The organism is Aquipseudomonas ullengensis, from assembly GCF_014174475.1.
Taxonomy (GTDB): Bacteria; Pseudomonadota; Gammaproteobacteria; order Pseudomonadales; family Pseudomonadaceae; genus Aquipseudomonas; species Aquipseudomonas ullengensis.
Genome location: NZ_JACJUD010000007.1, coordinates 228,674 through 249,599 on the forward strand (window position 1 = coordinate 228,674; position 20,926 = coordinate 249,599).

General features: G+C 63.2%; 16 protein-coding genes. 7 read left to right on the forward strand and 9 right to left on the reverse strand.

Going from position 1 to position 20,926, the window contains the following annotated elements; translation table 11 throughout:
* Nucleotides 1-20: 20 nt before the first annotated feature.
* The 6 genes from fabI to H3H51_RS19390 are packed head-to-tail and all read right to left on the reverse strand — an operon-like array spanning nt 21 to nt 8,212.
* Entirely contained in the window at nt 21-815 is a 795-nt protein-coding gene (gene fabI / locus H3H51_RS19365) for an enoyl-ACP reductase FabI (protein ID WP_183090708.1), read from the reverse strand.
* A 20-nt stretch (nt 816-835) separates the two neighbouring features.
* Nucleotides 836-2,449, reverse strand: coding sequence for an ABC transporter ATP-binding protein (locus H3H51_RS19370; protein ID WP_183090709.1), 1,614 nt, complete (start codon nt 2,447-2,449; stop codon nt 836-838).
* 1 nt (nt 2,450) lies between these two features.
* On the reverse strand, nt 2,451-3,470 hold the full coding sequence (locus H3H51_RS19375) for an ABC transporter permease (RefSeq protein WP_183090710.1): 1,020 nt from the start codon (nt 3,468-3,470) through the stop codon (nt 2,451-2,453).
* Nucleotide 3,471: 1 nt separating this feature from the next.
* Nucleotides 3,472-4,557, reverse strand: coding sequence for a microcin C ABC transporter permease YejB (locus H3H51_RS19380; protein WP_183090711.1), 1,086 nt, complete (start codon nt 4,555-4,557; stop codon nt 3,472-3,474).
* Nucleotides 4,557-6,386, reverse strand: coding sequence for an extracellular solute-binding protein (locus tag H3H51_RS19385; RefSeq protein WP_183090712.1), 1,830 nt, complete (start codon nt 6,384-6,386; stop codon nt 4,557-4,559). Before H3H51_RS19385 ends, H3H51_RS19380 begins: the two co-directional genes overlap by 1 nt.
* Nucleotides 6,383-8,212, reverse strand: coding sequence for an extracellular solute-binding protein (locus H3H51_RS19390; protein WP_183090799.1), 1,830 nt, complete (start codon nt 8,210-8,212; stop codon nt 6,383-6,385). Before H3H51_RS19390 ends, H3H51_RS19385 begins: the two co-directional genes overlap by 4 nt.
* 146 nt (nt 8,213-8,358) lie before the next feature.
* On the opposite strand from H3H51_RS19390, the gene H3H51_RS19395 reads away from it, so the two are divergent.
* A complete protein-coding gene (locus tag H3H51_RS19395) occupies nt 8,359-9,798 on the forward strand; it encodes an HDOD domain-containing protein (RefSeq protein ID WP_183090713.1) in 1,440 nt (479 codons plus the stop codon).
* A 189-nt stretch (nt 9,799-9,987) separates the two neighbouring features.
* Here the strand turns inward: H3H51_RS19395 and H3H51_RS19400 are convergent, their stop codons facing one another.
* A complete protein-coding gene (locus H3H51_RS19400) occupies nt 9,988-11,580 on the reverse strand; it encodes a lytic transglycosylase (RefSeq protein WP_183090714.1) in 1,593 nt (530 codons plus the stop codon).
* A gap of 91 nt (nt 11,581-11,671) precedes the next feature.
* Nucleotides 11,672-12,460 carry a hydroxyacylglutathione hydrolase gene (gene gloB / locus H3H51_RS19405; RefSeq protein WP_183090715.1) on the reverse strand — a complete coding sequence of 263 codons (789 nt, stop codon included), beginning with the start codon at nt 12,458-12,460 and terminating at the stop codon, nt 11,672-11,674.
* A 76-nt stretch (nt 12,461-12,536) separates the two neighbouring features.
* Between gloB and H3H51_RS19410 the strand changes: the two genes are divergently transcribed.
* The 5 genes from H3H51_RS19410 to H3H51_RS19430 all read left to right on the forward strand — a co-directional run bounded on the left by H3H51_RS19410 (nt 12,537) and on the right by H3H51_RS19430 (nt 18,436).
* Nucleotides 12,537-13,295, forward strand: a complete 759-nt coding sequence (locus H3H51_RS19410; RefSeq protein ID WP_183090716.1) for a class I SAM-dependent methyltransferase — start codon at nt 12,537-12,539, stop codon at nt 13,293-13,295.
* Nucleotides 13,296-13,306: 11 nt separating this feature from the next.
* Nucleotides 13,307-13,762, forward strand: a complete 456-nt coding sequence (rnhA, locus tag H3H51_RS19415; RefSeq protein ID WP_183090717.1) for a ribonuclease HI — start codon at nt 13,307-13,309, stop codon at nt 13,760-13,762.
* Nucleotides 13,755-14,489, forward strand: a complete 735-nt coding sequence (gene dnaQ / locus H3H51_RS19420; RefSeq protein WP_183090718.1) for a DNA polymerase III subunit epsilon — start codon at nt 13,755-13,757, stop codon at nt 14,487-14,489. Before rnhA ends, dnaQ begins: the two co-directional genes overlap by 8 nt.
* A 167-nt stretch (nt 14,490-14,656) precedes the next feature.
* Nucleotides 14,657-16,903, forward strand: coding sequence for an Orn/Lys/Arg family decarboxylase (locus H3H51_RS19425; RefSeq protein ID WP_183090719.1), 2,247 nt, complete (start codon nt 14,657-14,659; stop codon nt 16,901-16,903).
* A gap of 153 nt (nt 16,904-17,056) precedes the next feature.
* Nucleotides 17,057-18,436 (forward strand): amino acid permease, encoded by a 1,380-nt coding sequence (locus H3H51_RS19430; RefSeq protein ID WP_183090720.1) that lies wholly within the window; start codon nt 17,057-17,059, stop codon nt 18,434-18,436.
* On the opposite strand, the gene nhaB is transcribed toward H3H51_RS19430, so the two are convergent.
* Nucleotides 18,393-19,889, reverse strand: coding sequence for a sodium/proton antiporter NhaB (gene nhaB / locus H3H51_RS19435; protein WP_183090721.1), 1,497 nt, complete (start codon nt 19,887-19,889; stop codon nt 18,393-18,395). The two genes, H3H51_RS19430 and nhaB, sit on opposite strands and share 44 nt — an antisense overlap.
* Before the next feature lie 221 nt (nt 19,890-20,110).
* Here nhaB and H3H51_RS19440 point away from each other — a divergent pair, with 221 nt between their 5' ends.
* Complete coding sequence (locus H3H51_RS19440; protein ID WP_183090722.1) at nt 20,111-20,923, forward strand: crotonase/enoyl-CoA hydratase family protein; 813 nt, start codon at nt 20,111-20,113, stop codon at nt 20,921-20,923.
* Nucleotides 20,924-20,926: the final 3 nt, after the last annotated feature.

Genomic DNA, 20,926 nt, shown 5'->3' on the forward strand with positions numbered 1-20,926 from the left:
TTTTTTCATGGGCGTGAAGATCAGTCTTCGATATTGCCCATGGCGGTGGTATTGAAACCGCCGTCGACATACATGATCTCACCACTGATGCCCGAGGCCAGGTCGGAGCAGAGGAAGGCGCCGGCGTTGCCGACTTCGTCGATGGTCACGTTGCGGCGCAGCGGGGTCTGCTTCTCGTTGGCGGCGAGCATCTTGCGGAAGCTCTTGATGCCGCTGGCTGCTAGGGTGCGGATCGGGCCGGCGGAGATGGCGTTGACGCGCGTGCCTTCCGGGCCGAGGCTGCCAGCCAGATAACGCACGCCGGCTTCCAGGCTGGCCTTGGCCATACCCATTACGTTGTAGTTGGGCATGGTGCGTTCCGCGCCCAGGTAGGACAGGGTCAGCAAGCTGCCGTTACGGCCCTGCATCAGCTCGCGACCGGCCTTGGCCAGGGCGACGAAGCTATAGGCGCTGATGTCGTGGGCGATGCGGAAGCCTTCGCGGGTGGTGACATCAGTGAAGTCGCCATCGAGCTGGTCGCCCGGAGCGAAGCCAACCGAGTGGACGATGCAGTCCAGGCCATCCCATTTCTTGGCGAGGGCCGCGAATACGCTGGCGATTTCCTCGTCGTTGGCCACATCACAGGGGAAGCACAGCTCGGCATTCGAGCCCCAGCCTGCGGCGAACTCTTCGACGCGGCCCTTGAGCTTGTCGTTCTGGTAGGTGAAGGCGAGCTCGGCGCCTTCGCGATGCATGGCGGCGGCGATGCCCGAGGCAATCGACAGTTTGCTGGCCACGCCAACGATCAGTACGCGCTTACCGGCGAGAAAACCCATGTGCGTTGTTCCTCTTCTGGTTAATCGGCAGTGGCGGGGGCCAGGAAGGCGGCCTCCAGCAACTGCCGGGTATAAGTGTGCTGCGGTGCAGCGAAAATCGTCTCGGCAGCGCCTTGTTCGACTACCTTGCCTTGCTTCACCACCATCAGTTGGTGACTCAGGGCCCTGACCACCGCCAGGTCGTGGCTGATGAACAGGTAGGTCAGGTTGTACTTGGCCTGCAACGAACGCAGTAACTCCACCACTTGGCGCTGGACTGTGCGGTCGAGCGCCGAGGTGGGCTCGTCCAACAGAATCAGCGCCGGTTTCAGTACCAGTGCCCGGGCAATGGCGATTCGCTGCCGTTGCCCGCCGGAAAACTCATGGGGATAGCGATGCCGGGTTTCCGGATCCAGACCTACCTCCGTGAGCGCGTCGATGACGGCTTGTTCCTGTTCCGCTGGCGTCCCCATGCGGTGGATGCTCAGGCCTTCGCCAACGATCTGCCCGACTGACATACGCGGGCTGAGGCTGCCGTAAGGGTCCTGAAAGACCACCTGCATCTGCCGTCGAAAAGGCCGGATTGCCTGTTGCGACAGCCCGTTCAGCGCCTGGCCCTGGAAACGGATGGCGCCCTGGCTGCCGAGCAGCCGGAGGATCGCCAGGCCGAGGGTGGACTTGCCGGAACCGCTTTCGCCCACGATGCCCAGGGTCTGACCCTGGAGCAGGCTGAAATTGATACCGTCCACCGCCTTCACATGGTCGACCGTACGGCGCAGCAACCCTTTCTTGATCGGGAACCACACACGCAGGTCGTCCACTTCCAGCAGCGGCGCGCCAACGGGGTTATCCGCCGGTTCGCCGCTGGGCTCGGCGCCGAGCAATTCCTGGGTATAGGGATGCTGCGGCGCATGGAACAATTCTTCACACGACGCCTGTTCGACGATGCGACCGCGCTGCATGACACATACGCGATGAGCGATTCGTCGAACCAGGTTGAGATCGTGGCTGATCAGCAGCAGCGCCATGCCCAGACGGGCCTGCAACTCCTTGAGCAGCTCGAGGATCTTCAGCTGCACGGTGACGTCCAGCGCGGTGGTTGGCTCGTCGGCGATCAGCAGCTCCGGCTCGTTGGCCAGGGCCATGGCGATCATTACCCGCTGGCGCTGCCCGCCAGACAGCTCGTGGGGCAGGGCGCGCAGGCGCTTGTGCGGTTCGGGGATGCCGACCAGCTCCAGCAGCTCCAGGGTGCGCGTGGTGGCCGCTTTGCCGGTAAGGCCCTTGTGCAGCGCGAGTACCTCGCCGATCTGCTTGCCGATGCTGTGCAGCGGGTTGAGCGAGGTCATGGGTTCCTGGAACACCATGGCGATGCGGTTGCCACGAATACCGCGCAGTTTGGCTTCGCTGAGTTTGAGCAGGTCGTCGCCGTTGTAGGCGATGCTGCCGACGGGGTGGCGAGCTTGCGGGTAGGGCAGCAGGCGCAGGATGGAGTGCGCGGTGACCGACTTGCCGGAGCCGCTTTCACCGACCAGGGCCAGGGTCTCGCCCTTGCGGATGTCGAAGCTGACGCCCTCGACCACCCGTTGCACCTGGGTGCCGTTGATGAACTCGACAGCGAGGTCACGCACTTCGATGAGGTTGTTCGACTGGTTCATCCTATTTCCTCGGATCGAAGGCATCACGGGCGGCTTCGCCAATGAACACCAGCAGGCTGAGCATGATGCCCAGTACCAGGAAGGCGCTGATGCCCAGCCACGGCGCCTGGGTGTTGGCCTTGCCCTGGGCCACCAACTCGCCCAGCGAGGGTTCGCCGGCCGGCAGGCCGAAGCCGAGGAAGTCCAGCGAGGTCAGGGTGCCGATGGCGGTGGTGATGATGAACGGCATGAACGTCAGGGTCGAAACCATGGCGTTGGGCAGGATGTGGCGGAACATGATGGCGCCGTTCTGCATGCCCAGTGCGCGGGCTGCGCGCACGTACTCCAGGTTGCGTCCACGAAGGAACTCGGCGCGCACCAGGTCGACCAGGGTCATCCAGGAGAACAGCAGCATGATCCCCAGCAGCCACCAGAAGCTCGGCTGCACGAAGCTGGACAGGATGATCAGCATGAACAGCATGGGCAGGCCGGACCAGATTTCCAGTACCCGTTGCCCGGCCAGGTCGATCCAGCCGCCGTAGAAGCCCTGCAGGGCGCCGACGAACACGCCGAAGATCGAACTGAGCACGGTCAGCACCAGGGCGAACAGGATCGAGATGCGGAAGCCGTAGATGATCCGTGCCAGCACATCGCGGCCCTGGTCATCGGTGCCCAGCCAGTTCTGCGCCGACGGCGGCGCGGGCGAGGGTACCTGCAGGTCGTAGTTGATGCTAGCGTAGTCGAAGGGGATCACCGGCCAGAGCATCCAGCCATCCTTGGCGGCGATCAGTTCGCGGATGTAGGGGCTCTTGTAGTTGGCCTGTAGCGGGAATTCGCCGCCGAAGGTGGTTTCCGCATAGCGCTTGAACACCGGGAAATACCATTCGCCGTCGTAGCGCACGGCCAGCGGTTTGTCGTTGGCGATCAGCTCGGCGCCGAGGCTGAGGCCGAACAGGGCGATAAACAGCCAGAGTGACCACCAGCCGCGCTTGTGGGCCTTGAAGCGGGCAAACCGGCGCTTGTTGAGTGGGGAGAGCTTCATCTCAATTCTCCCGGCTTTCGAAGTCGATGCGTGGATCGACCAGGCTGTAGGACACGTCGCTGATCAGCTTGGCCAGCAAGCCGAACAGGGAAAAGATGAACAGCGTGCCGAATACCACCGGGTAGTCGCGGTTGACGATCGATTCGAAGCCGAGCAGGCCCAGGCCGTCCAGCGAGAACACCACTTCGATGAGCATCGAACCGGTGAAGAAAATGCCGAGGAAGGCGCTGGGGAAGCCGGCGATGATGATCAGCATGGCGTTGCGAAACACATGGCCGTAGAGCACCTGGCGGTTGGTCAGGCCCTTGGCGCGGGCGGTGACCACGTATTGCTTGCTGATCTCGTCGAGGAAGCTGTTCTTGGTCAGCAGGGTCAGTGTGGCGAAGTTGCCGATGACCAGGGCCGTGACCGGCAGTGCTAGGTGCCAGAAGTAGTCGAGCACCTTGCCGCCCAGGGTCAGCTCGTCGAAGTTGTTCGAGGTCAGCCCGCGTAAAGGGAACCAGTCCCAGTAACTGCCTCCCGCGAACAGCACGATCATCAGGATGGCGAACAGGAACGAGGGGATGGCGTAGCCGACGATGATCGCCGAGCTGGTCCACACATCGAAGGCGCTGCCATGGCGCGTGGCCTTGGCTATCCCCAGGGGAATCGAGATCAGGTAGGTGATCAGGGTGCTCCACAGGCCGAGGGAGATCGACACCGGTAGCTTCTCGATAATCAGGTCGATGACCGAGGTGTCGCGCGCGAAGCTCATGCCGAAGTCCAGCTGCGCATAGTTCTTCAGCATGATCCAGAAGCGTTCGGGCGCCGGCTTGTCGAAGCCGTACATGCGCTCGATCTCGGCGATCAGGTCCGGGTCCAGGCCCTGGGCGCCACGGTAGCTGGAACCGGCCACGGCCACTTCGCCACCACCGCCGGAAATGCGCCCGGTGGCGCCGCCGGAGGCCGCGTCGAAGCCTTCCAGCTTGGCGATCATCTGCTCCACCGGGCCGCCGGGAGCGGCCTGGATGATGATGAAGTTGATCAGCAGGATGCCAAGCAGGGTCGGGATGATCAGCAGCAGGCGGCGCAGGATATAGGCGAGCATCAGTTGGCTTCCTGGGCCGGGGTAACGGGGTCGGTCGGCGTGCCGGCGGGGCGTTCTTCCCACCAGCTCATCAGGCCGTAGTCATACAGGGGTGTCACCGCCGGGCGGCCGAAGCGCTTCCAGTAGGCCACGCGCCAGGTATCGACGTAGTAGTTGGGCACCACATAGTGACCCCACAGCAGGGCGCGATCCAGCGCATGGGCGTGGGTGACCAGCGCTTTGCGCGAGTCGGCGCGGATCAGCCCGTCCACCAGCTTGTCGATGGCCGGGTCGCGCAAGCCCATCAGGTTGCGACTGCCGGGGTTGTCGGCGCTGCTGGAGTGCCAGAACTCGCGCTGTTCGTTGCCCGGCGAGTTGGATTGCGGCCAGATGGCCGAGGTCATGTCGAAGTCGCGCGAGCGCAGGCGGTTGACGTACTGCGAGACATCGACCCGGCGGATCTGCAGGTCGATACCCAGTTCTGCCAGGTTGCGCTTGAAGGGCAGGATCACCCGCTCCAGGTTGGCCTGGAAGTTGAGGAATTCGAAGCTCAGTTGCTGGCCGTTGGCATCGACCATCTTGTCGTTCTCGATGCGGTAGCCGGCTTCGGTGAGCAACTGGTAGGCACGGCGGCTCTGCTCGCGAATGATGCCGCTGCCATCGCTGACCGGCGGGTTGAATACCTCAGTGAATACCTGTGGCGGCAACTCCTTGCGCAGCGGCTCAAGGATTTTCAGTTCAGCCGCGTCGGGCAGTTCGCGGGCAGCCATGTCGGAGTTGGCGAAGTAGCTGTTGGTGCGCTTGTAGGCGCCATAGAACAGCTGCTTGCTGGCCCACTCGAAGTCGAACAGCAGGGCGATGGCCTCGCGCACGCGGACATCCTGGAACTTCGCGCGGCGCAGGTTGAATACATAGCCCTGCATGCCGGCGGGGTTGTGGTTGGGGATGGCTTCCTGGACGAACTGGCCGTTGCGCTTGGCGGGGCAGTCGTAGCCGGTGTTCCAGTCCTTGGCCGAGTATTCCAGGTTGACGTCGAAGCGCCCGGCCTTGAAGGCCTCCAGGGCTACCTGGGTGTCGCGGTAGTACTCGATCTCGATTACGTCGAAGTTGTACAGGCCGCGGCTTACCGGCAGGTCCTTGGCCCACCAGTCCTTGACTCGCTCCAGGCGCACGCTGCTGCCAGGGTTGAACTTGGCGATCTGGTACGGGCCGCTGCCCATCGGCGGCTCCAGGCTGTTCTTGCTGAAGTCGCGGCTGGCCCACCAGTGCTTGGGCAGTACCTGCAGCTGGCCGAGGATCAGCGGCAGCTCGCGGTTCTCCTTGTGCTTGAAGTCGAAGCGCACCCGCAGCTTGTCTTCGGCCACCACCTGCGCCACGTCGGCGTAGTAGTGGCGGTACATCGGATCGCCCTTTTCCAGCAGGGTGTTGAAGGTGAACACCACGTCGTCGGCGGTCACTTGGGTGCCGTCGTGGAAGCGCGCCTTGGGGTTGAGGATGAAGCGCACGTAACTGTTGTCGTCGGCCTTGTCGATCTTCTCGGCGAGCAGGCCGTATTCGGTCATCGGCTCGTCGGGCGAGTGGTAGGTCAGGCTGTCGTAGATCAGCCCGACATCGACCGCGTTGCCCTTGGGGATGAACGGGTTGAAGCTGTCGTAGCTGCCGGTGCCGGGCTGGCGCAGGGTGCCGCCCTTGGGCGCATCCGGGTTGACGTAGGCGAAGTGCTTGAAGTTGGCCGGGTACTTGGGTGCCTCACCGTAGAGCGTCAGGGCGTGCTGCGGGGCAGCCTGGCCGACGCTGGCCAGGCCGAGCAACAGCAGGCCGGCACCCAAAGTGCGTAAGGGGGTCGTCATCGAGCGGTCTCCGTGGGCTTCAGCCACCAGGCCCGCAGCCCGAGTGTGTAGGGCGGGGTGGTGACGAAGGCGAACCGGTTACGGTACGCCAGGCGGTGATGATTGATGTACCAATTGGGAATGCTGTAGTGCTGCCAGAGCAAGACCCGATCCAGGGCGCGGGCAGCGGCAACCTGTTCGTCGCGTGACTGCGCATTTAGCAGCTTGTCGAGCAGGGTGTCGACCACCGGATGGGTCACGCCTGCGTAGTTTTTGCTGCCTTTCACGGCTGCCTGGCTGGAGTGGAAGTACAGCCATTGCTCCAGGCCGGGGCTGAGGCTTTGCGGCAGGGTCATCAGCACCATGTCGTAATCGAAGTGGTCCAGGCGCTGTTTGTACTGGGCACGGTCGACGGTACGCAAAACGACACGGATGCCGAGGCTGGCCAGGTTCTCGGTGTACGGCTGGAGAATGCGCTCCAGGTTGGGATTGACCAGCAGTATCTCGAAGCGCAACGACTCACCCTTGGCATTCTTCAGGCCCTGGCCGGATGGCATCCAGCCGGCATCGGCCAATAGACCGAGCGCGCGGCGCAGGGTTTCCCGCGGGATGCCACGACCATCGGTGGTGGGCACGCTGAAGGGTTCGCTGAACAGCTTGCTCGGCAACTGCTTGCGGTAGGGCGAGAGCAACAGCCATTCGCCGCCTTCGGGCTTGCCGGTGGCGCTGAATTCGCTGTTCGGGTAGTAGCTGCTGCTGCGCTTGTAGGCGCTGTTGAACAGCGCGCGGTTGGTCCATTCGAAGTCGAACATCAGGCCCATGGCTTCACGCACCTTGCGGTCGTTGAAGATGGCGCGGCGGCTGTTCATGAACAGCGCCTGGGTCTGGGTTGGAATCTGGTGCGGGATCTCGGCGCGGATCACCTCGCCACGGGCGATGGCGGGGAAGCGGTAGCCATTGGCCCAGTTCTTCGCCTGGTGCTCGATGTAGAAGTCGAACTCGCCGGCCTTGAAGGCTTCGAAGGCGACATCGCTGTCGCGGTAGAACTCCACTTCAACCCGGTCGAAGTTGTATTTGCCGCGATTGACCGGCAGTTGCTCGCCCCACCAGTTCTTGACCCGCGTGAACTCCAGGCTGCGGCCCGGGACCACCTTGGTCACCCGGTACGGTCCGCTGCCCAGCGGTGGCTCGAAGGTGGTGGCCTTGAAATCGCGGTTCTTCCAGTAGTGCTGCGGCAATACCGGCAGCTCGCCCAGGCGCAGGATCAGCAGGGGATTGCCGGCCCGTTTGAACACGAAGCGGATGCGATGGCGGTTGAGAATGTCGACCCGCTGCACTTCCTGCAGGTTGGTGCGGTATTGCGGGTGGCCCTGCTTGATCAGCAGGCGATAGGAGAAGGCCACGTCATAGGCGGTAATCGGCTTGCCATCATGGAAGCGGGCTTCCTCGCGCAGGTTGAACACCACCCAGCTGCGGTCCTCGCTGTATTCCACCGACTTGGCGATCAGCCCGTAGCTGGAGGCCGCTTCATCGCCGGAAGGGTCGTACTGGCCGGTGCCGGCCATCAGCGTTTCGTTCAGCTCGCTGACCCCGTACTGCAGGAAGTTGGGCGCGGCCGAGGGGCTGCTGCCCTTGAAACTATAAGCGTTGAGCGTGTCGAACGTACCGTAGGCCATCATCCGCAACGTGCCGCCTTTGGGCGCATCGGGGTTGACCCAGTCGAAGTGGGTAAAGCTGGCGGGGTATTTGAGGGTGCCGAACTGGGCGTAACCATGGCTTTCGCTGAGGGTCGCGAAGGCGGGAAAGCTCATGGCCAGGCCGAGTAGCAGCGGGAACAGGGTACGCATCAGGCGCAAGGTCCGATCCATGGCGTCTTTGGGCTTCTTGGCAGGTACAGTAACAGCTTGTATCCGCTGGAAAAAGAGTGCCTTTTGCGCTGCAGGCGCCATCAATTTGATTACACTCAAACAAATTGAAAGAGGTTTATGCCCGAGTGGAACGCAGTATCGGTTTACAGGCATGGATAGACCGCCTCAATCAGGCCGAATTACCGGCGCTCGCTGCGGTGGTGCAGGATCTGCATCGCCTGTCCCAGGCCGACACCTCGTCGGTTCAGCAACTGGCTGATGTGTTGCTGCGTGATGCCTCGCTGACGTCCAAGGTCCTGCGCATCGGCAACAGCGTCTACTACAACCCTTCGCAGGAAAGCATCCGCACCATTTCCCGGGCCATCGTGCTGATCGGCTTCGACAACGTGCGCCTGATCGGCATGTCGGTCAGCCTGATCGACAGCCTGCTGGTACGGGTTCCCCGCGAGCAGTTGCAGATGCTGCTGGCGCGCTCGTTCCATGCCGCCGTGCAGGCCCGCAACATCGCCGGCTATGTGCTCGCGAAGAACCAGGAAGAAGTGTTCATCGCCGCGCTGCTGCATACCGTTGGCGAGCTGGCGTTCTGGAGCTGCGGCGGTGATCAGGCGGATGAGCTGGCTGATTTGCTCGACCAGCCCGGCATGGATGAAGACGAAGCGGTGCGCCAGGTGATCGGCACCAGCTTCCGCCAGCTCACCCAGGGCCTGGTGAAGAGTTGGAACCTCGGCGAATTGGCCAGTTTCGCCCACGGCAGCGGCAACCAGCACGACCCGGCGGTGCGCGCCATCAACCTGGGCGTGAAGATCAGCGAAGCGGCGCTGGAAGGCTGGGATTCACCGGGCATGGACGCGTTGGTGCAACAGCTGGCGGACTTCACCGGGATCAGCCCGGAAGATGCGCTCAAACAGGTACTGGAGAGTGCCGAGGAAGCGGTGGAGGTGGCTGCCACATTCGGCGCGAGCCAGCTTTGCCGGCTGATCCCCAACACCGATCCGGAACAGATCAAGCTACAGCAGCAGGAGCGCAAGGCGCGCCTGCTGCAACCCAACCTGCTGGTGATGCAGCAGGCGCTGCAGGACCTCGGCATGATGGTCAGCCAGAAGGCCGATGTCGGCCTGATCCTGGAAACCCTGCTCAAGGGCCTGCACCAGGGCGCCGGGCTGGAGCGGGTGATGTTGGCGGTGCTGGCCGACGGGCAGAGCCGCTTCCGCGCCAAGCGGGTGGTTGGAGAGGGCACCGAGGGCTGGCTGGAGGACTTCCAGCTACCGGCCAATCAGCGCGAGCAGCCGCATATCTTCAGCTACGTCCTGCGTAACCGCGAGGCGATCTGGATGGGCGTGCCGGCCAGCTACAACCTCAACGAACTGGTGACCCTGCCGATGCGTCAGCACCTGGGGCAGGGCATGTTCCTGATTGCACCTCTGCTAGCCGGGACGCGCGAGATTGGCGTGCTTTACGCCGACTGTCGCACTTCCGGGCGGGCGCTCAAGCATGAGCAATTCGTCGCCTTCCAGCGCTTTACCCAGTTGACCGGGCGTTGTCTGGAGGCATTGAGCAAGCGCTGAGAACCTGCCTACGATCTCTTGTCCGTCGGCTATACCGCGTTAAAAACAGGCTCGGAATGCTCATTTACAACTCGTAAACTCCGCTTCCTCGCCTGTTTTTGCCTTGTCTAGCTCTAGTCCAAAAGATCGTGGACAGGCTCTGACGAAAAAGGCCGCCCTTGGGCGGCCTTTCTTTGCGCGAGCTTTTGATCAGTCGAGATACAGCGTCAGGGTCTGCCCCGGCTTGAGTGCGGTGCTGTCGCTGAGCGGGTTCCAGCGCTGCAGGTTGTTCATGTCGACGTTGAAGCGGCGGGCGATCATGTACATCGAGTCGCCACTCTTGACCCGGTAGTAGGTCACGGCCTGGCGCTTGTCGGCCTTGGCTTTGGGTTTGCTCGCGGCCACCGAGTTGCCGGTGCCACCGGAGCCACCGCGGATATCCAGGCTTTGCCCGAGGCTCAGGCGGCTCTTGGCGGTGAGGCCGTTCCAGCGCTGCAGATCCTTGAGGGCCACGCCATTGGCGTTGGCGATCTGCCACAGGGTGTCGCCACGCTTGACCTTGTAGCGCTGTGTCGCGACCGCGGGTTTCGCCTTGGCAATCCGCTGCTGGATCGGTGCTTGCGGAGTGCTGCCCGGCGTCGCGGGGATGCTCAGTACCTGGCCGACACGCAGACTATTGCTGCTCAGCTTGTTGGTGTCTTTCAGGGTGTTGACCGTCATGCCGTAGCGGTTGGCGATGCTGTGCAGGCTGTCGCCGGAGCGTACGCGGTATTCCTGCCAGGCCACCTGGGCTTGCGGCTTCATCAGCGCCAGGCTGGCGGTGAGCATCTCGGCCTTGTCGGTTGGCACCAGCAGGTGGCGCGGGCCATCCATGGTGATGCGTTTCTTGAAGGCCGGGTTGAGGTTGAACAGCTCGTCTTCATCCATGTCGGCCATGGCGGCGACGCGCGACAGGTCGAGGTTCTGCTTGATCGCCACTTCTTCGAAATAGGGTTCGTTGGCGATCGGGCTGAGGGAAACGCCGTAGGCTTCCGGCGACATGACGATCTGCGACAGGGCCAGCAGCTTGGGCACGTAGTCCTGGGTTTCCTTGGGCAGCGGCAGGTTCCAGTAGTCGGTCGGCAGGCCGAGTTTCTGGTTGCGCTCGATGGCGCGGCTGACGGTGCCTTCACCGGCGTTATAGGCGGCGAGGGCGAGCAGCCAGTCACCGTTGAACATGTCGTGCAGGCGACTGAGGTAGCTCAGTGCGGCGTTGGTCGAGGCGGTTACGTCGCGGCGACCGTCGTACCAGGTGGTCTGGCGCAGGTTGAAGTGGCGCCCGGTGGCGGGGATGAACTGCCACAGGCCGACCGCATGGCTGCGGGAGTAGGCGAAGGGGTTGTAGGCGCTTTCGATGACCGGCAGCAGCGCCAGCTCCATCGGCATGTTGCGCTCTTCCAGGCGTTCGACCACGTAGTGGATATACAGGCTGCCGCGGCCGCTGGCGCTTTCCAGGTAGGACGGTTTGCTGACGAACCACAGGCGCTGGTTCTCGATGCGCGGGTTGACGCCAATCTCGTCCTGCAGCTTGAAGCCATTGCGCATGCGGTCCCAGATGTCCTGGGGCTTTTCGGCGACGGGGGCGTCGTTGAGCCATTCCGGCTCCTGACGCAGGGTGGCGCTGCGATCACTGTCGCGGCTGCTGTCACGGCTGCTTCCTGTGCTTTGGCAGCCTGCCAGACCAATGCACAGCAGTACCGCCAGAACTTTCGCTCCCCGGGCCAATGCTGATGAATTCAGTGTTCTAAAAGGTAATAAAAGCATTGGTCGGTAGTAGCTGCCGGCGCAAAAAGTTCGGGGATTCTAGGAACGCCCCTGGGGGTGGTCAAGTTTTCGCCGGCCCTTTGGTCAGTTTTTAACCAGCTTTGAACACGTCTTTCCACGCGCGCAGGCTGGCAAATACCTCGACCGCCGAGCGCTGCCGGGGGCCGTCCCGCTCGTCGACTTTTTCTTTAACGGATATTTCCCCGCAACGCAGAAACGGGTTGCTGGCTTTTTCCAGGGCGATATTCGAGGGCAGGCTGATGCGTTGTGCCGCGCGCAGCGCGCTGACTTCTTCAAAGCGGGCGACCACGGCCGGATTGTTCGGCTCGACGGCGCAAGCGAAGTGCAGGTTGCTCAGGGTGTATTCGTGGGTGCAGTAGACGTGGGTGCTGTCCGGCAGGTTGGCCAGGCGGCTCAGGGAGTCGTGCATCTGCGCCGGCGTGCCTTCGAACAGTCGCCCGCAACCGGCCGAGAACAGGGTGTCGCCGCAGAACAGCCAGGGCTGTTCGGGGGCGGCGTTGTAATAGGCAATGTGCCCCAGGGTGTGGCCAGGGACTGCATATATAAGGAAGTCGCAGCCCAGCACCTGGATGCGAGCGCCTTCATCGAGGGCCACGTCGCGGGCGGGGATCTGCTCGTTGGCCGGGCCGTAGACACGCGCGCCGGTCGCGGCCTTGAGCGTGGCCACGCCACCGACATGGTCGGGATGGTGGTGGGTGATCAGGATATCGCTGAGCTGCCAGCCCGGATGGGCTTCGAGCCAGGCCAGTACCGGGCCGGCATCGCCGGGGTCGACCACCGCGCAGCGCTGCTGCTGGTGATCCTGGATCAGCCACAGGTAGTTGTCGCTGAAGGCGGGAAGGGCGTCGATCTGAAACATTTTGCGGGTCGCCAATAAGGGAGCAATGGCGCATCTTAGGCACTGATGGCGACCTTTGACCATGCAGGAGTGTGTCATGAGCGAACAGCCTTTCGCCCAGGCCGATGCCGAGTGGCTGACGCTGACCCAGGCCGCGAGTGACTGGCTGGCCTCGCCTCTGGGTGAGTTGCTGCTGGCCGAGGAGCGGGTGGCGTTGGATGCCGAGCTGGCGCGCTATTTCGGCGGCTACCTGGTGCATTACGGCCCGGGCCAGGCGCAGCCGCCGGCCGCGCCGCAGATTCGTTGCAACGTGCGCCTCGGTGCGCCGTTGGCCGGTGTGGACATTGCCTGCGAGGAACAGGCCTGGCCACTGGGCGAGCATGCCGCCGATGTGGTGGTGCTGCAGCATGGCCTGGATTTCAGTCTGTCGCCCCACGGTTTGCTGCGCGAAGCCGCCCACAGCGTGCGCCCAGGTGGCTATCTGCTGATCGTCGGGGTCAACCCCTGGAGCACCTGGGGGCTGCGGCATTTGTTCGCCCGGGATGGCTTTCGCCAGGCCCGGTGCATCGCGCCGACCCGCCTGGCGGACTGGCTCAGCCTGCTCGGTTTCGCGCTGGAGAAACGCCGCTTCGGGTGCTATCGTCCGCCGCTTGCTTCAGCGGCCTGGCAGTCACGCCTGGCCCGCCTGGAGACTTGGGGCAGTGCCTGGCAAGCGCCGGGCGCGGGCTTCTATCTGCTGGTGGCGCGCAAGCTGGTGGTCGGCTTGCGCCCCCTGCGACCGGTGCAACGGGCCTCGATGGGCAAGTTGCTGCCAATGCCGGTGGCCAAAGTCAGCCGCCGCGATTCCGAGCAATAGATAAGTAGTCAATGAGCGAAGAACTAGTCGAGATCTACACCGATGGCGCCTGCAAGGGCAATCCCGGCCCGGGCGGCTGGGGCGCGCTGTTGGTTTTCAAAGGTGCGGAAAAAGAACTCTGGGGCGGCGAGCCCAACACCACCAATAACCGAATGGAGTTGATGGCGGCGATCTGCGCGCTGATCGCGCTGACCCGGCCCTGTTCGGTACGCCTGGTGACCGACTCGCAGTACGTGATGAAGGGCATCCAGGAATGGATGCCGAACTGGAAGAAGCGTGGCTGGAAGACCGCTGCCAAGGAGCCGGTGAAGAACGCCGACCTGTGGCAGGCGCTGGACGAGCAGGTCAATCGCCATCAGGTGACGTGGCAGTGGGTGCGTGGGCATACCGGCCACCCGGGCAACGAGAAGGCCGATCAGCTGGCCAACCGCGGTGTGGATGAAGTCAGAGGGATGAAGCATGCGTAGCGTTGTACTCGACACCGAAACCACCGGCATGCCAGTGACCGATGGTCACCGCATCATCGAGATCGGCTGTGTCGAACTGGAAGGCCGGCGCCTGACCGGGCGGCATTTCCACGTCTACCTGCGTCCGGATCGCGAGATCGACGAAGGCGCCATCGCGGTTCACGGTATCACCAACGAATTCGTCGCCGACAAGCCGCGCTTCAAGGAGATCGCCGACGAATTCTACGAGTTCATCCACGGCGCGCAGCTGATCATCCACAACGCGGCGTTCGACATCGGCTTCATCGCCAACGAGTTCGCCCTGCTCGGCCAGAGCGATCGCGCCGAAGTCAGCGACTACTGCTCGGTGCTCGACACCCTGCTGATGGCCCGCGAGCGCCATCCGGGCCAGCGCAACAACCTCGATGCCCTGTGCAAACGCTATGGCGTCGACAACTCCGGTCGTGACCTGCACGGCGCATTGCTCGACGCCGAGATTCTGGCCGACGTCTACCTGACCATGACCGGTGGCCAGACGCACCTGTCGCTGGCCGGCGACGGTGGCGATGGCAGCGGCCGCCAGGTGCCCAGCCCGATTCGTCGTCTGGATGCCGGGCGCAACCTGACCCGGGTGATCCGCGCCAGTGACGAAGAGCTGGCGGCCCATGTCGCGCGCCTGGCGGTCATCGAGAAGTCTGCTGGCGCACCGTCGCTGTGGGCGCAGCTGGAAGCGCCGAGCGAAAGCTAAGCGGTAGGAGCGCGCGCTGCGTTGTGAGGTTTCGCTCGCGCCGCTTGCTCCTAAGGCTAATGCGACCTTTTCGTACAGCTTGCCGCTAAGGGGGTTCCGCCGCTTCGGGCGAACTTCTAACCTGAGGGGATAGGTGCCCGAGAGCACCCTCCGCTCAGGAAGCCGCAATGTATAAAGACCTGAACTTCCCCGTCCTTATCGTTCACCGCGACATCAAGGCCGATACCGTGGCCGGTGAGCGCGTACGGGCCATTGCCCAGGAGCTGAGCAAGGACGGCTTCAGCATTCTTTCCAGCGCCAACTCCGCCGAGGGGCGCATCGTTGCCTCCACTCACCACGGCCTGGCCTGCATCCTGGTCGCCGCCGAAGGCGCCGGGGAAAACCGCCATCTGCTGCAGGACATGGTCGAGCTGATCCGCATTGCCCGTGTGCGGGCGCCGCAACTGCCGATCTTCGCCCTCGGTGAGCAGGTCACCATCGAGAACGCGCCGGCCGAGGCCATGGCCGACCTCAATCACCTGCGCGGCATTCTCTACCTGTACGAGGACACGGTGTCCTTCCTCGCCCGCCAGGTGGCGCGCGCGGCGCACAATTACCTCGACGGCCTGCTGCCGCCGTTCTTCAAGGCGCTGGTGCAGCACACCGCGCAGTCCAACTATTCCTGGCACACGCCGGGGCACGGTGGTGGCGTGGCCTACCGCAAGAGCCCGGTGGGGCAGGCCTTCCACCAGTTCTTCGGTGAAAACACCCTGCGTTCGGACCTGTCGGTGTCGGTGCCGGAGCTGGGCTCGTTGCTCGACCACACCGGCCCGCTGGCCGAAGCCGAGGCGCGGGCGGCACGCAACTTCGGCGCCGACCACACCTTCTTCGTGATCAACGGAACCTCGACGGCGAACAAAATCGTCTGGCACTCGATGGTCGGCCGCGATGACCTGGTACTGGTCGACCGCAACTGCCACAAGTCGATCCTGCATTCGATCATCATGACCGGCGCCATCCCGCTGTACCTGTGCCCGGAGCGCAACGAACTGGGCATCATCGGGCCGATTCCGCTGAGTGAGTTCAGCAAGGAATCGATCCAGGCCAAGATCGATGCCAGCCCACTGGCCAGAGGCCGTGAGCCCAAGGTCAAGCTGGCGGTGGTGACCAACTCCACCTACGACGGTCTCTGCTACAACGCCGAGCTGATCAAACGCACCCTGGCCGACAGCGTCGAGGTGCTGCATTTCGACGAGGCCTGGTATGCCTATGCGGCGTTCCACGAGTTCTACGCCGGGCGTTACGGCATGGGCACCGAGTGCGGCGAGAAGACTCCGCTGGTGTTCACCACTCACTCCACCCACAAGCTGCTGGCGGCGTTCAGCCAGGCGTCGATGATCCATGTGCAGGACGGCGGCGCCCGTCAGTTGGATCGTGATCGCTTCAACGAAGCCTTCATGATGCACATTTCCACCTCGCCGCAGTACGGCATCATCGCCTCGCTGGACGTGGCCTCGGCGATGATGGAAGGGCCGGCCGGGCGTTCGCTGATCCAGGAAACCTTTGACGAGGCGCTGAGCTTCCGCCGTGCCCTGGCCAACCTGCGGCAGAACCTGGCAGCGGACGACTGGTGGTTCAGTATCTGGCAGCCGGCCCAAGCCGAGAGCGTGCACACCGCCGACTGGCTGCTGCAGCCGAATGCCGACTGGCACGGCTTCGGCGATATCGCCGAGGACTACGTGTTGCTCGACCCGATCAAGGTCACCCTGGTGATGCCGGGGCTGTCCGCTGACGGCAAGCTGACCGAGTCGGGCATTCCGGCAGCGGTGGTCAGCAAGTTCCTCTGGGAGCGCGGTCTGGTGGTGGAGAAGACCGGCCTGTATTCCTTCCTGGTGCTGTTCTCCATGGGCATCACCAAGGGCAAGTGGAGCACCTTGCTTACCGAGTTGCTGGAGTTCAAGCGCCAGTACGACGCCAACGTGCTGCTCAGTGAAACCCTGCCCAGCGTGGCTCGCGAAGGCGCGGCGCGCTATGCCGGCATGGGCCTGCGCGACCTTTGCGATCAGTTGCACGCCTGCTACCGCGAAAACGCCACGGCCAAGGCGCTCAAACGCATGTACACGGTGCTGCCGCAGGTGGCGATCAAACCGGCCGATGCCTACAACCAGCTGGTGCGCGGCGAGGTCGAGGCGGTGCCGATCGAGCAGCTCGAAGGGCGTATCGCTGCGGTGATGCTGGTGCCGTATCCGCCGGGCATTCCATTGATCATGCCGGGCGAGCGCTTCACGGCGGAAACCCGCTCGATCATCGATTACCTGCAGTTCGCCCGCACCTTCGACAGCCAGTTCCCAGGCTTCGATGCCGATGTGCATGGCCTGCAGAGTGAAGACGCAGGCTCTGGCGCCTGCTATACCGTGGATTGCATCAAGGAGTAAGCACGACCTGCTGCGCGTCGGCGATATTGCGTTAAAAATGGCCTCGGGATGCTCATTTACACTTCGTAAACTGCGCTCCCTCGGCCACTTTTGCCTTATCTCGCTCTAGCTCGCTAGGACGTATGCAATTTAATTGCAGTCGGGGAGACGTACATGGCGCCTGCTGAAAAGGGAGTGCAGGGCGAAATGGGTTTCTGGACCTGTTCCGCACTGGTAGTGGGCAACATGGTTGGCTCGGGGGTGTTTCTGCTGCCGTCGAGCCTGGCGCCCTATGGTGGGCTGAGCCTGATCGGCTGGCTGATCTCCAGCACTGGCGCGGTGCTGCTGGCGCTGACGTTCTCGCGTTTGGCGCGAATCAATCCGGCGGCTGGCGGCCCTTATGCCTATACGCGCGATGCGTTCGGCGGCTTTGCCGGTTACCTGTGTGCCTGGACCTACTGGAAAGCGGCGTGGATCGGCAATGCGGCGATCTCGGTGACGCTGGTGGGCTATCTGCAGGTGTTCTTTCCCATCCTGCGTGATCCGGTGCTGATGGTGACTACGGCGATTGCGGCGATCTGGCTGTGCACGCTGATCAATCTGCGCGGGATCAAGGCTTTCGGCCTGGTACAGAACATTCTCACTGCGCTCAAACTGGTGCCGTTGCTGCTGGTTGGCGTAATGGGTTGGTTCTATTTTCATCCCGAGCACCTGCGCATCCCCGAGCCCGCCGAGTTACCCGGTGGTGGTTATGCCCAGGCGATAGCCACCACGGCGGCGCTGACGCTGTGGTCGTTCATCGGCCTGGAGTCGGCCACCGTGCCGGCCGAACATGTGCGCGACCCGCGCCGTACCATTCCACGGGCGACCCTGTTCGGCACGGTAGTGGCAGCGGTGGTCTACATCCTCTCGATCACGGCAGTGCAGGGTGTGTTGCCACCCTCGGTGCTGGCGCACTCGACGGCGCCGTTCGCCGATGCTGCACGGGTCATGCTGGGCGATTGGGGTTACTACTTCATCGCCGGCGGCGCGGTGGTGGCCTGCCTCGGGGCGCTGAACGGCTGGGTGTTGTTGCAGGGGCAGATTCCCATGGCCACGGCGCGCGACGGCCTGTTGCCGGAGGCATTGGCCAAGACCAACAAGCACGGGGTTCCGGCCAACGGCCTGCTGATTTCCGGTGTGCTGGTGACCTTGCTGGTGCTGGTGGATGGCCGTGGCGATCTGGTCGAGGTGTTCAACCTGATCATCCTGCTCGGCACCATGGCCGGCGTGGTGCCCTACGTGTTCTGCGCCGCAGCGTTGCTGCAATTGCTCGCGGTGCGCCCCGGCGAGTTCGGTCGGCATGAGCAGGGGCGCATCCTGTGGATCGGCTGCGGCGCCTTCATCTACTCGATGTGGGCGCTCTACGGCACGGGCGAGCAGGCGGTGTTCTGGGGCTTTCTGGTGTTGATGGTGGGCATTCCGCTGTACACCTGGCGCCAATGGCGCAACCGGGTACAGCGTGATGTCTCTATAGCCAGTGGCTCACACCCCACCAGCCCAGACCACCCATGACCACCGTATATGGCAGCGCCATCCACACCATCCGCCCGTAGGACAGGCGCACCAGCGGTGCGACGGCGGAGGTGAGCAGGAACAGGAAGGCCGCCTGGCCGTTTGGTGTCGCCACGCTGGGCAGGTTGGTGCCGGTGTTGATCGCCACCGCCAGCAGCTCGAAGTGCTCGCGGCTCATCTTGCCGGCGAGGAACGCCTGTTTGACCTCGGTGATGTAGATGGTGGCGACGAACACGTTGTCGCTGATTGCCGAGAGCAGGCCGTTGGCGATGAACAGCATGCCCGGCTGCTGCTCGCTGGGCAGGCTGAGTACGGCCTGGATCAGCGGGGTGAACAGTTGCTGGTCGTGGATCACCGCGACCACGGCGAAGAACACCACCAGCAGCGCGGTGAAGGGCAGGGCATCCTGGAACGCGCGGCCAATCTGGTGTTCTTCGGTGATGCCGGTGACGGCGGTGATCAGCACGATCACCATCAGGCCGATCAAGCCGACCTCGGCAATGTGCAGGGCCAGGCCGATGATCAGCAGCAGCGCTGCCAGTGCTTGTACCAGCAAGGCGGCGCGCTGTTGCGGCGTGCGCTTGCGGGTGTTTTCGGCGGCGCTGTCGGCGAGAATCTGGCGAACGGCCGGCGGCAACTCGGTGCCGTAGCCAAACCAGCGCAGTTTTTCCAGCAGCACACAGGTGATCAGGCCTGCGACCAGCACGGGCATCGATACCGGCGCGACGGTCAGGAAGAAGGTGCTGAAATTCCAGCCCATTTCATGGCCGATCAGCAGGTTCTGCGGCTCGCCCACCAGGGTGCAGACGCCGCCGAGGGCGGTGCCCACTGCACCGTGCATCAGCAGGCTGCGCAGGAACGAGCGGAACTGCTCCAGCTCTTCACGACCGAGGTGGCTGAGTGCCTGATCGCTGTCGATGCTGGCGGTCTCGCCGCCACCCGAAGCCACGCGGTGGTACACCGAATAGAAGCCGATGGCGGCGCTGATGATCACTGCGGTCACCGTCAGCGCATCGAGAAAGGCCGAGAGAAACGCCGAGAGCAGGCAGAACAGCAAGGACAGAATGGCTTTCGAGCGCACCCCAAGGAGCAGGCGGGCGAACAGGAACAGCAGCAGGTCCTTCATGAAGTAGATGCCGGCGACCATGAACATCAGCAGCAGGATCACCGGGAAGTTGTGCGCCAGTTCGTCGTACAGCGCTTTCGGGCTGGTCAGCCCGAGCACCAGGGCTTGCAGTACCAGCAGGCCGCCGGGCTGCAGCGGGTAGCATTTGAGTGCCATGGCCAGGGTGAAAATGAACTCGCCGACCAGGAGCCAGCCAGCCGCGACGGGGCCGGCGATCCACAGCATCAGCGGATTGAGGATCAGCAGGGCGAGGATGGTCAGTTTGTACCAGCGTGGCGAATGGCCGAGGAAGTTCTGGCCAAAGGCGCTGGCGAGTGATCTAGGCATGGAATATTTCCCGTAGATAAGACAGCCGCTTTGCGGTGCACTTTCAAAGAGATCAAGAGTTTAACGGATATAGTCAGAAATCCTCTTAGCTTTGTCCGCGTGTTCTGCGTCACAGTGGCCAGCATCGACATTTGTTGCATGCTTGTTATAGTTGGCCGGCTAATTCCATAACAATATTTCTATGCGCGCCTTGTGCGCCCTGGCCTTCGAGGATGATCTGCGTGCCCGACTACAAAGCATTTCGCGTCGAGTTGAGCGACAAAATCGCCCATGTGCAGATCAACCGTCCGGAGAAGGTCAATGCGATGAACGCGGACTTCTGGACGGAAATCATCGAGATCTTCCAATGGGTCGATGACACCGACGAAGCCCGTGTGGTGGTGCTTTCCGGTGCCGGCAAGCACTTTTCCTCGGGCATCGACCTGATGCTGCTGGCCCAGGCCGGCAGCGCGCTGGGCAAGGATGTCGGTAGAAATGCCGAAGGCCTGCGCCGCAAGATTCTCCAGCTGCAAGCCTCCTTCAATGCCGTCGACAACTGCCGCAAACCGGTACTGGCGGCTATCCAGGGTTATTGCCTGGGCGGCGCCATCGACCTGATCTCCGCGTGCGACATGCGCTACAGCACAGCCGATGCGCAGTTCTCCATCAAGGAGATCGATATGGGTATGGCCGCCGACGTTGGCACCCTGCAACGCCTGCCGCGCATCATCGGCGACGGCATGATGCGTGAGCTGGCCTACACCGGGCGCACCATCGATGGCGGCGAAGCCCAGCGCATCGGCCTGGTCAACCGCACCTATGCCAACCAGGACGAGCTGCTGGCCGGGGTCCTCGCGCTGGCTGGCGAAATCGCCGAGAAATCCCCCATCGCCATTCGTGGCACCAAGCACATGATCCGCTACATGCGTGATCATCGGGTCGACGACGGTCTGGAATACGTGGCGAACTGGAATGCCGCGATGTTGCAGTCTGCTGATTTGCGTGTGGCCATGGCCGCGCACATGAGCAAGCAAAAAGCCGAATTTGCCGATTGATGC

Bases quoted from the DNA above. Each gene is read 5' to 3' on its own strand.
- gloB (WP_183090715.1), bottom strand. From the start codon at position 12,460: ATGTTTCAGATCGACGCCCTTCCCGCCTTCAGCGACAACTACCTGTGG.
- dnaQ (WP_183090718.1), top strand. From the start codon at position 13,755: ATGCGTAGCGTTGTACTCGACACCGAAACCACCGGCATGCCAGTGACC.
- nhaB (WP_183090721.1), bottom strand. From the start codon at position 19,889: ATGCCTAGATCACTCGCCAGCGCCTTTGGCCAGAACTTCCTCGGCCAT.
- fabI (WP_183090708.1), bottom strand. From the start codon at position 815: ATGGGTTTTCTCGCCGGTAAGCGCGTACTGATCGTTGGCGTGGCCAGC.
- H3H51_RS19390 (WP_183090799.1), bottom strand. From the start codon at position 8,212: ATGCGTACCCTGTTCCCGCTGCTACTCGGCCTGGCCATGAGCTTTCCC.
- H3H51_RS19375 (WP_183090710.1), bottom strand. From the start codon at position 3,470: ATGAAGCTCTCCCCACTCAACAAGCGCCGGTTTGCCCGCTTCAAGGCC.
- H3H51_RS19380 (WP_183090711.1), bottom strand. From the start codon at position 4,557: ATGCTCGCCTATATCCTGCGCCGCCTGCTGCTGATCATCCCGACCCTG.
- H3H51_RS19430 (WP_183090720.1), top strand. From the start codon at position 17,057: ATGGCGCCTGCTGAAAAGGGAGTGCAGGGCGAAATGGGTTTCTGGACC.
- H3H51_RS19410 (WP_183090716.1), top strand. From the start codon at position 12,537: ATGAGCGAACAGCCTTTCGCCCAGGCCGATGCCGAGTGGCTGACGCTG.
- H3H51_RS19370 (WP_183090709.1), bottom strand. From the start codon at position 2,449: ATGAACCAGTCGAACAACCTCATCGAAGTGCGTGACCTCGCTGTCGAG.
- rnhA (WP_183090717.1), top strand. From the start codon at position 13,307: ATGAGCGAAGAACTAGTCGAGATCTACACCGATGGCGCCTGCAAGGGC.
- H3H51_RS19385 (WP_183090712.1), bottom strand. From the start codon at position 6,386: ATGACGACCCCCTTACGCACTTTGGGTGCCGGCCTGCTGTTGCTCGGC.
- H3H51_RS19400 (WP_183090714.1), bottom strand. From the start codon at position 11,580: ATGCTTTTATTACCTTTTAGAACACTGAATTCATCAGCATTGGCCCGG.
- H3H51_RS19425 (WP_183090719.1), top strand. From the start codon at position 14,657: ATGTATAAAGACCTGAACTTCCCCGTCCTTATCGTTCACCGCGACATC.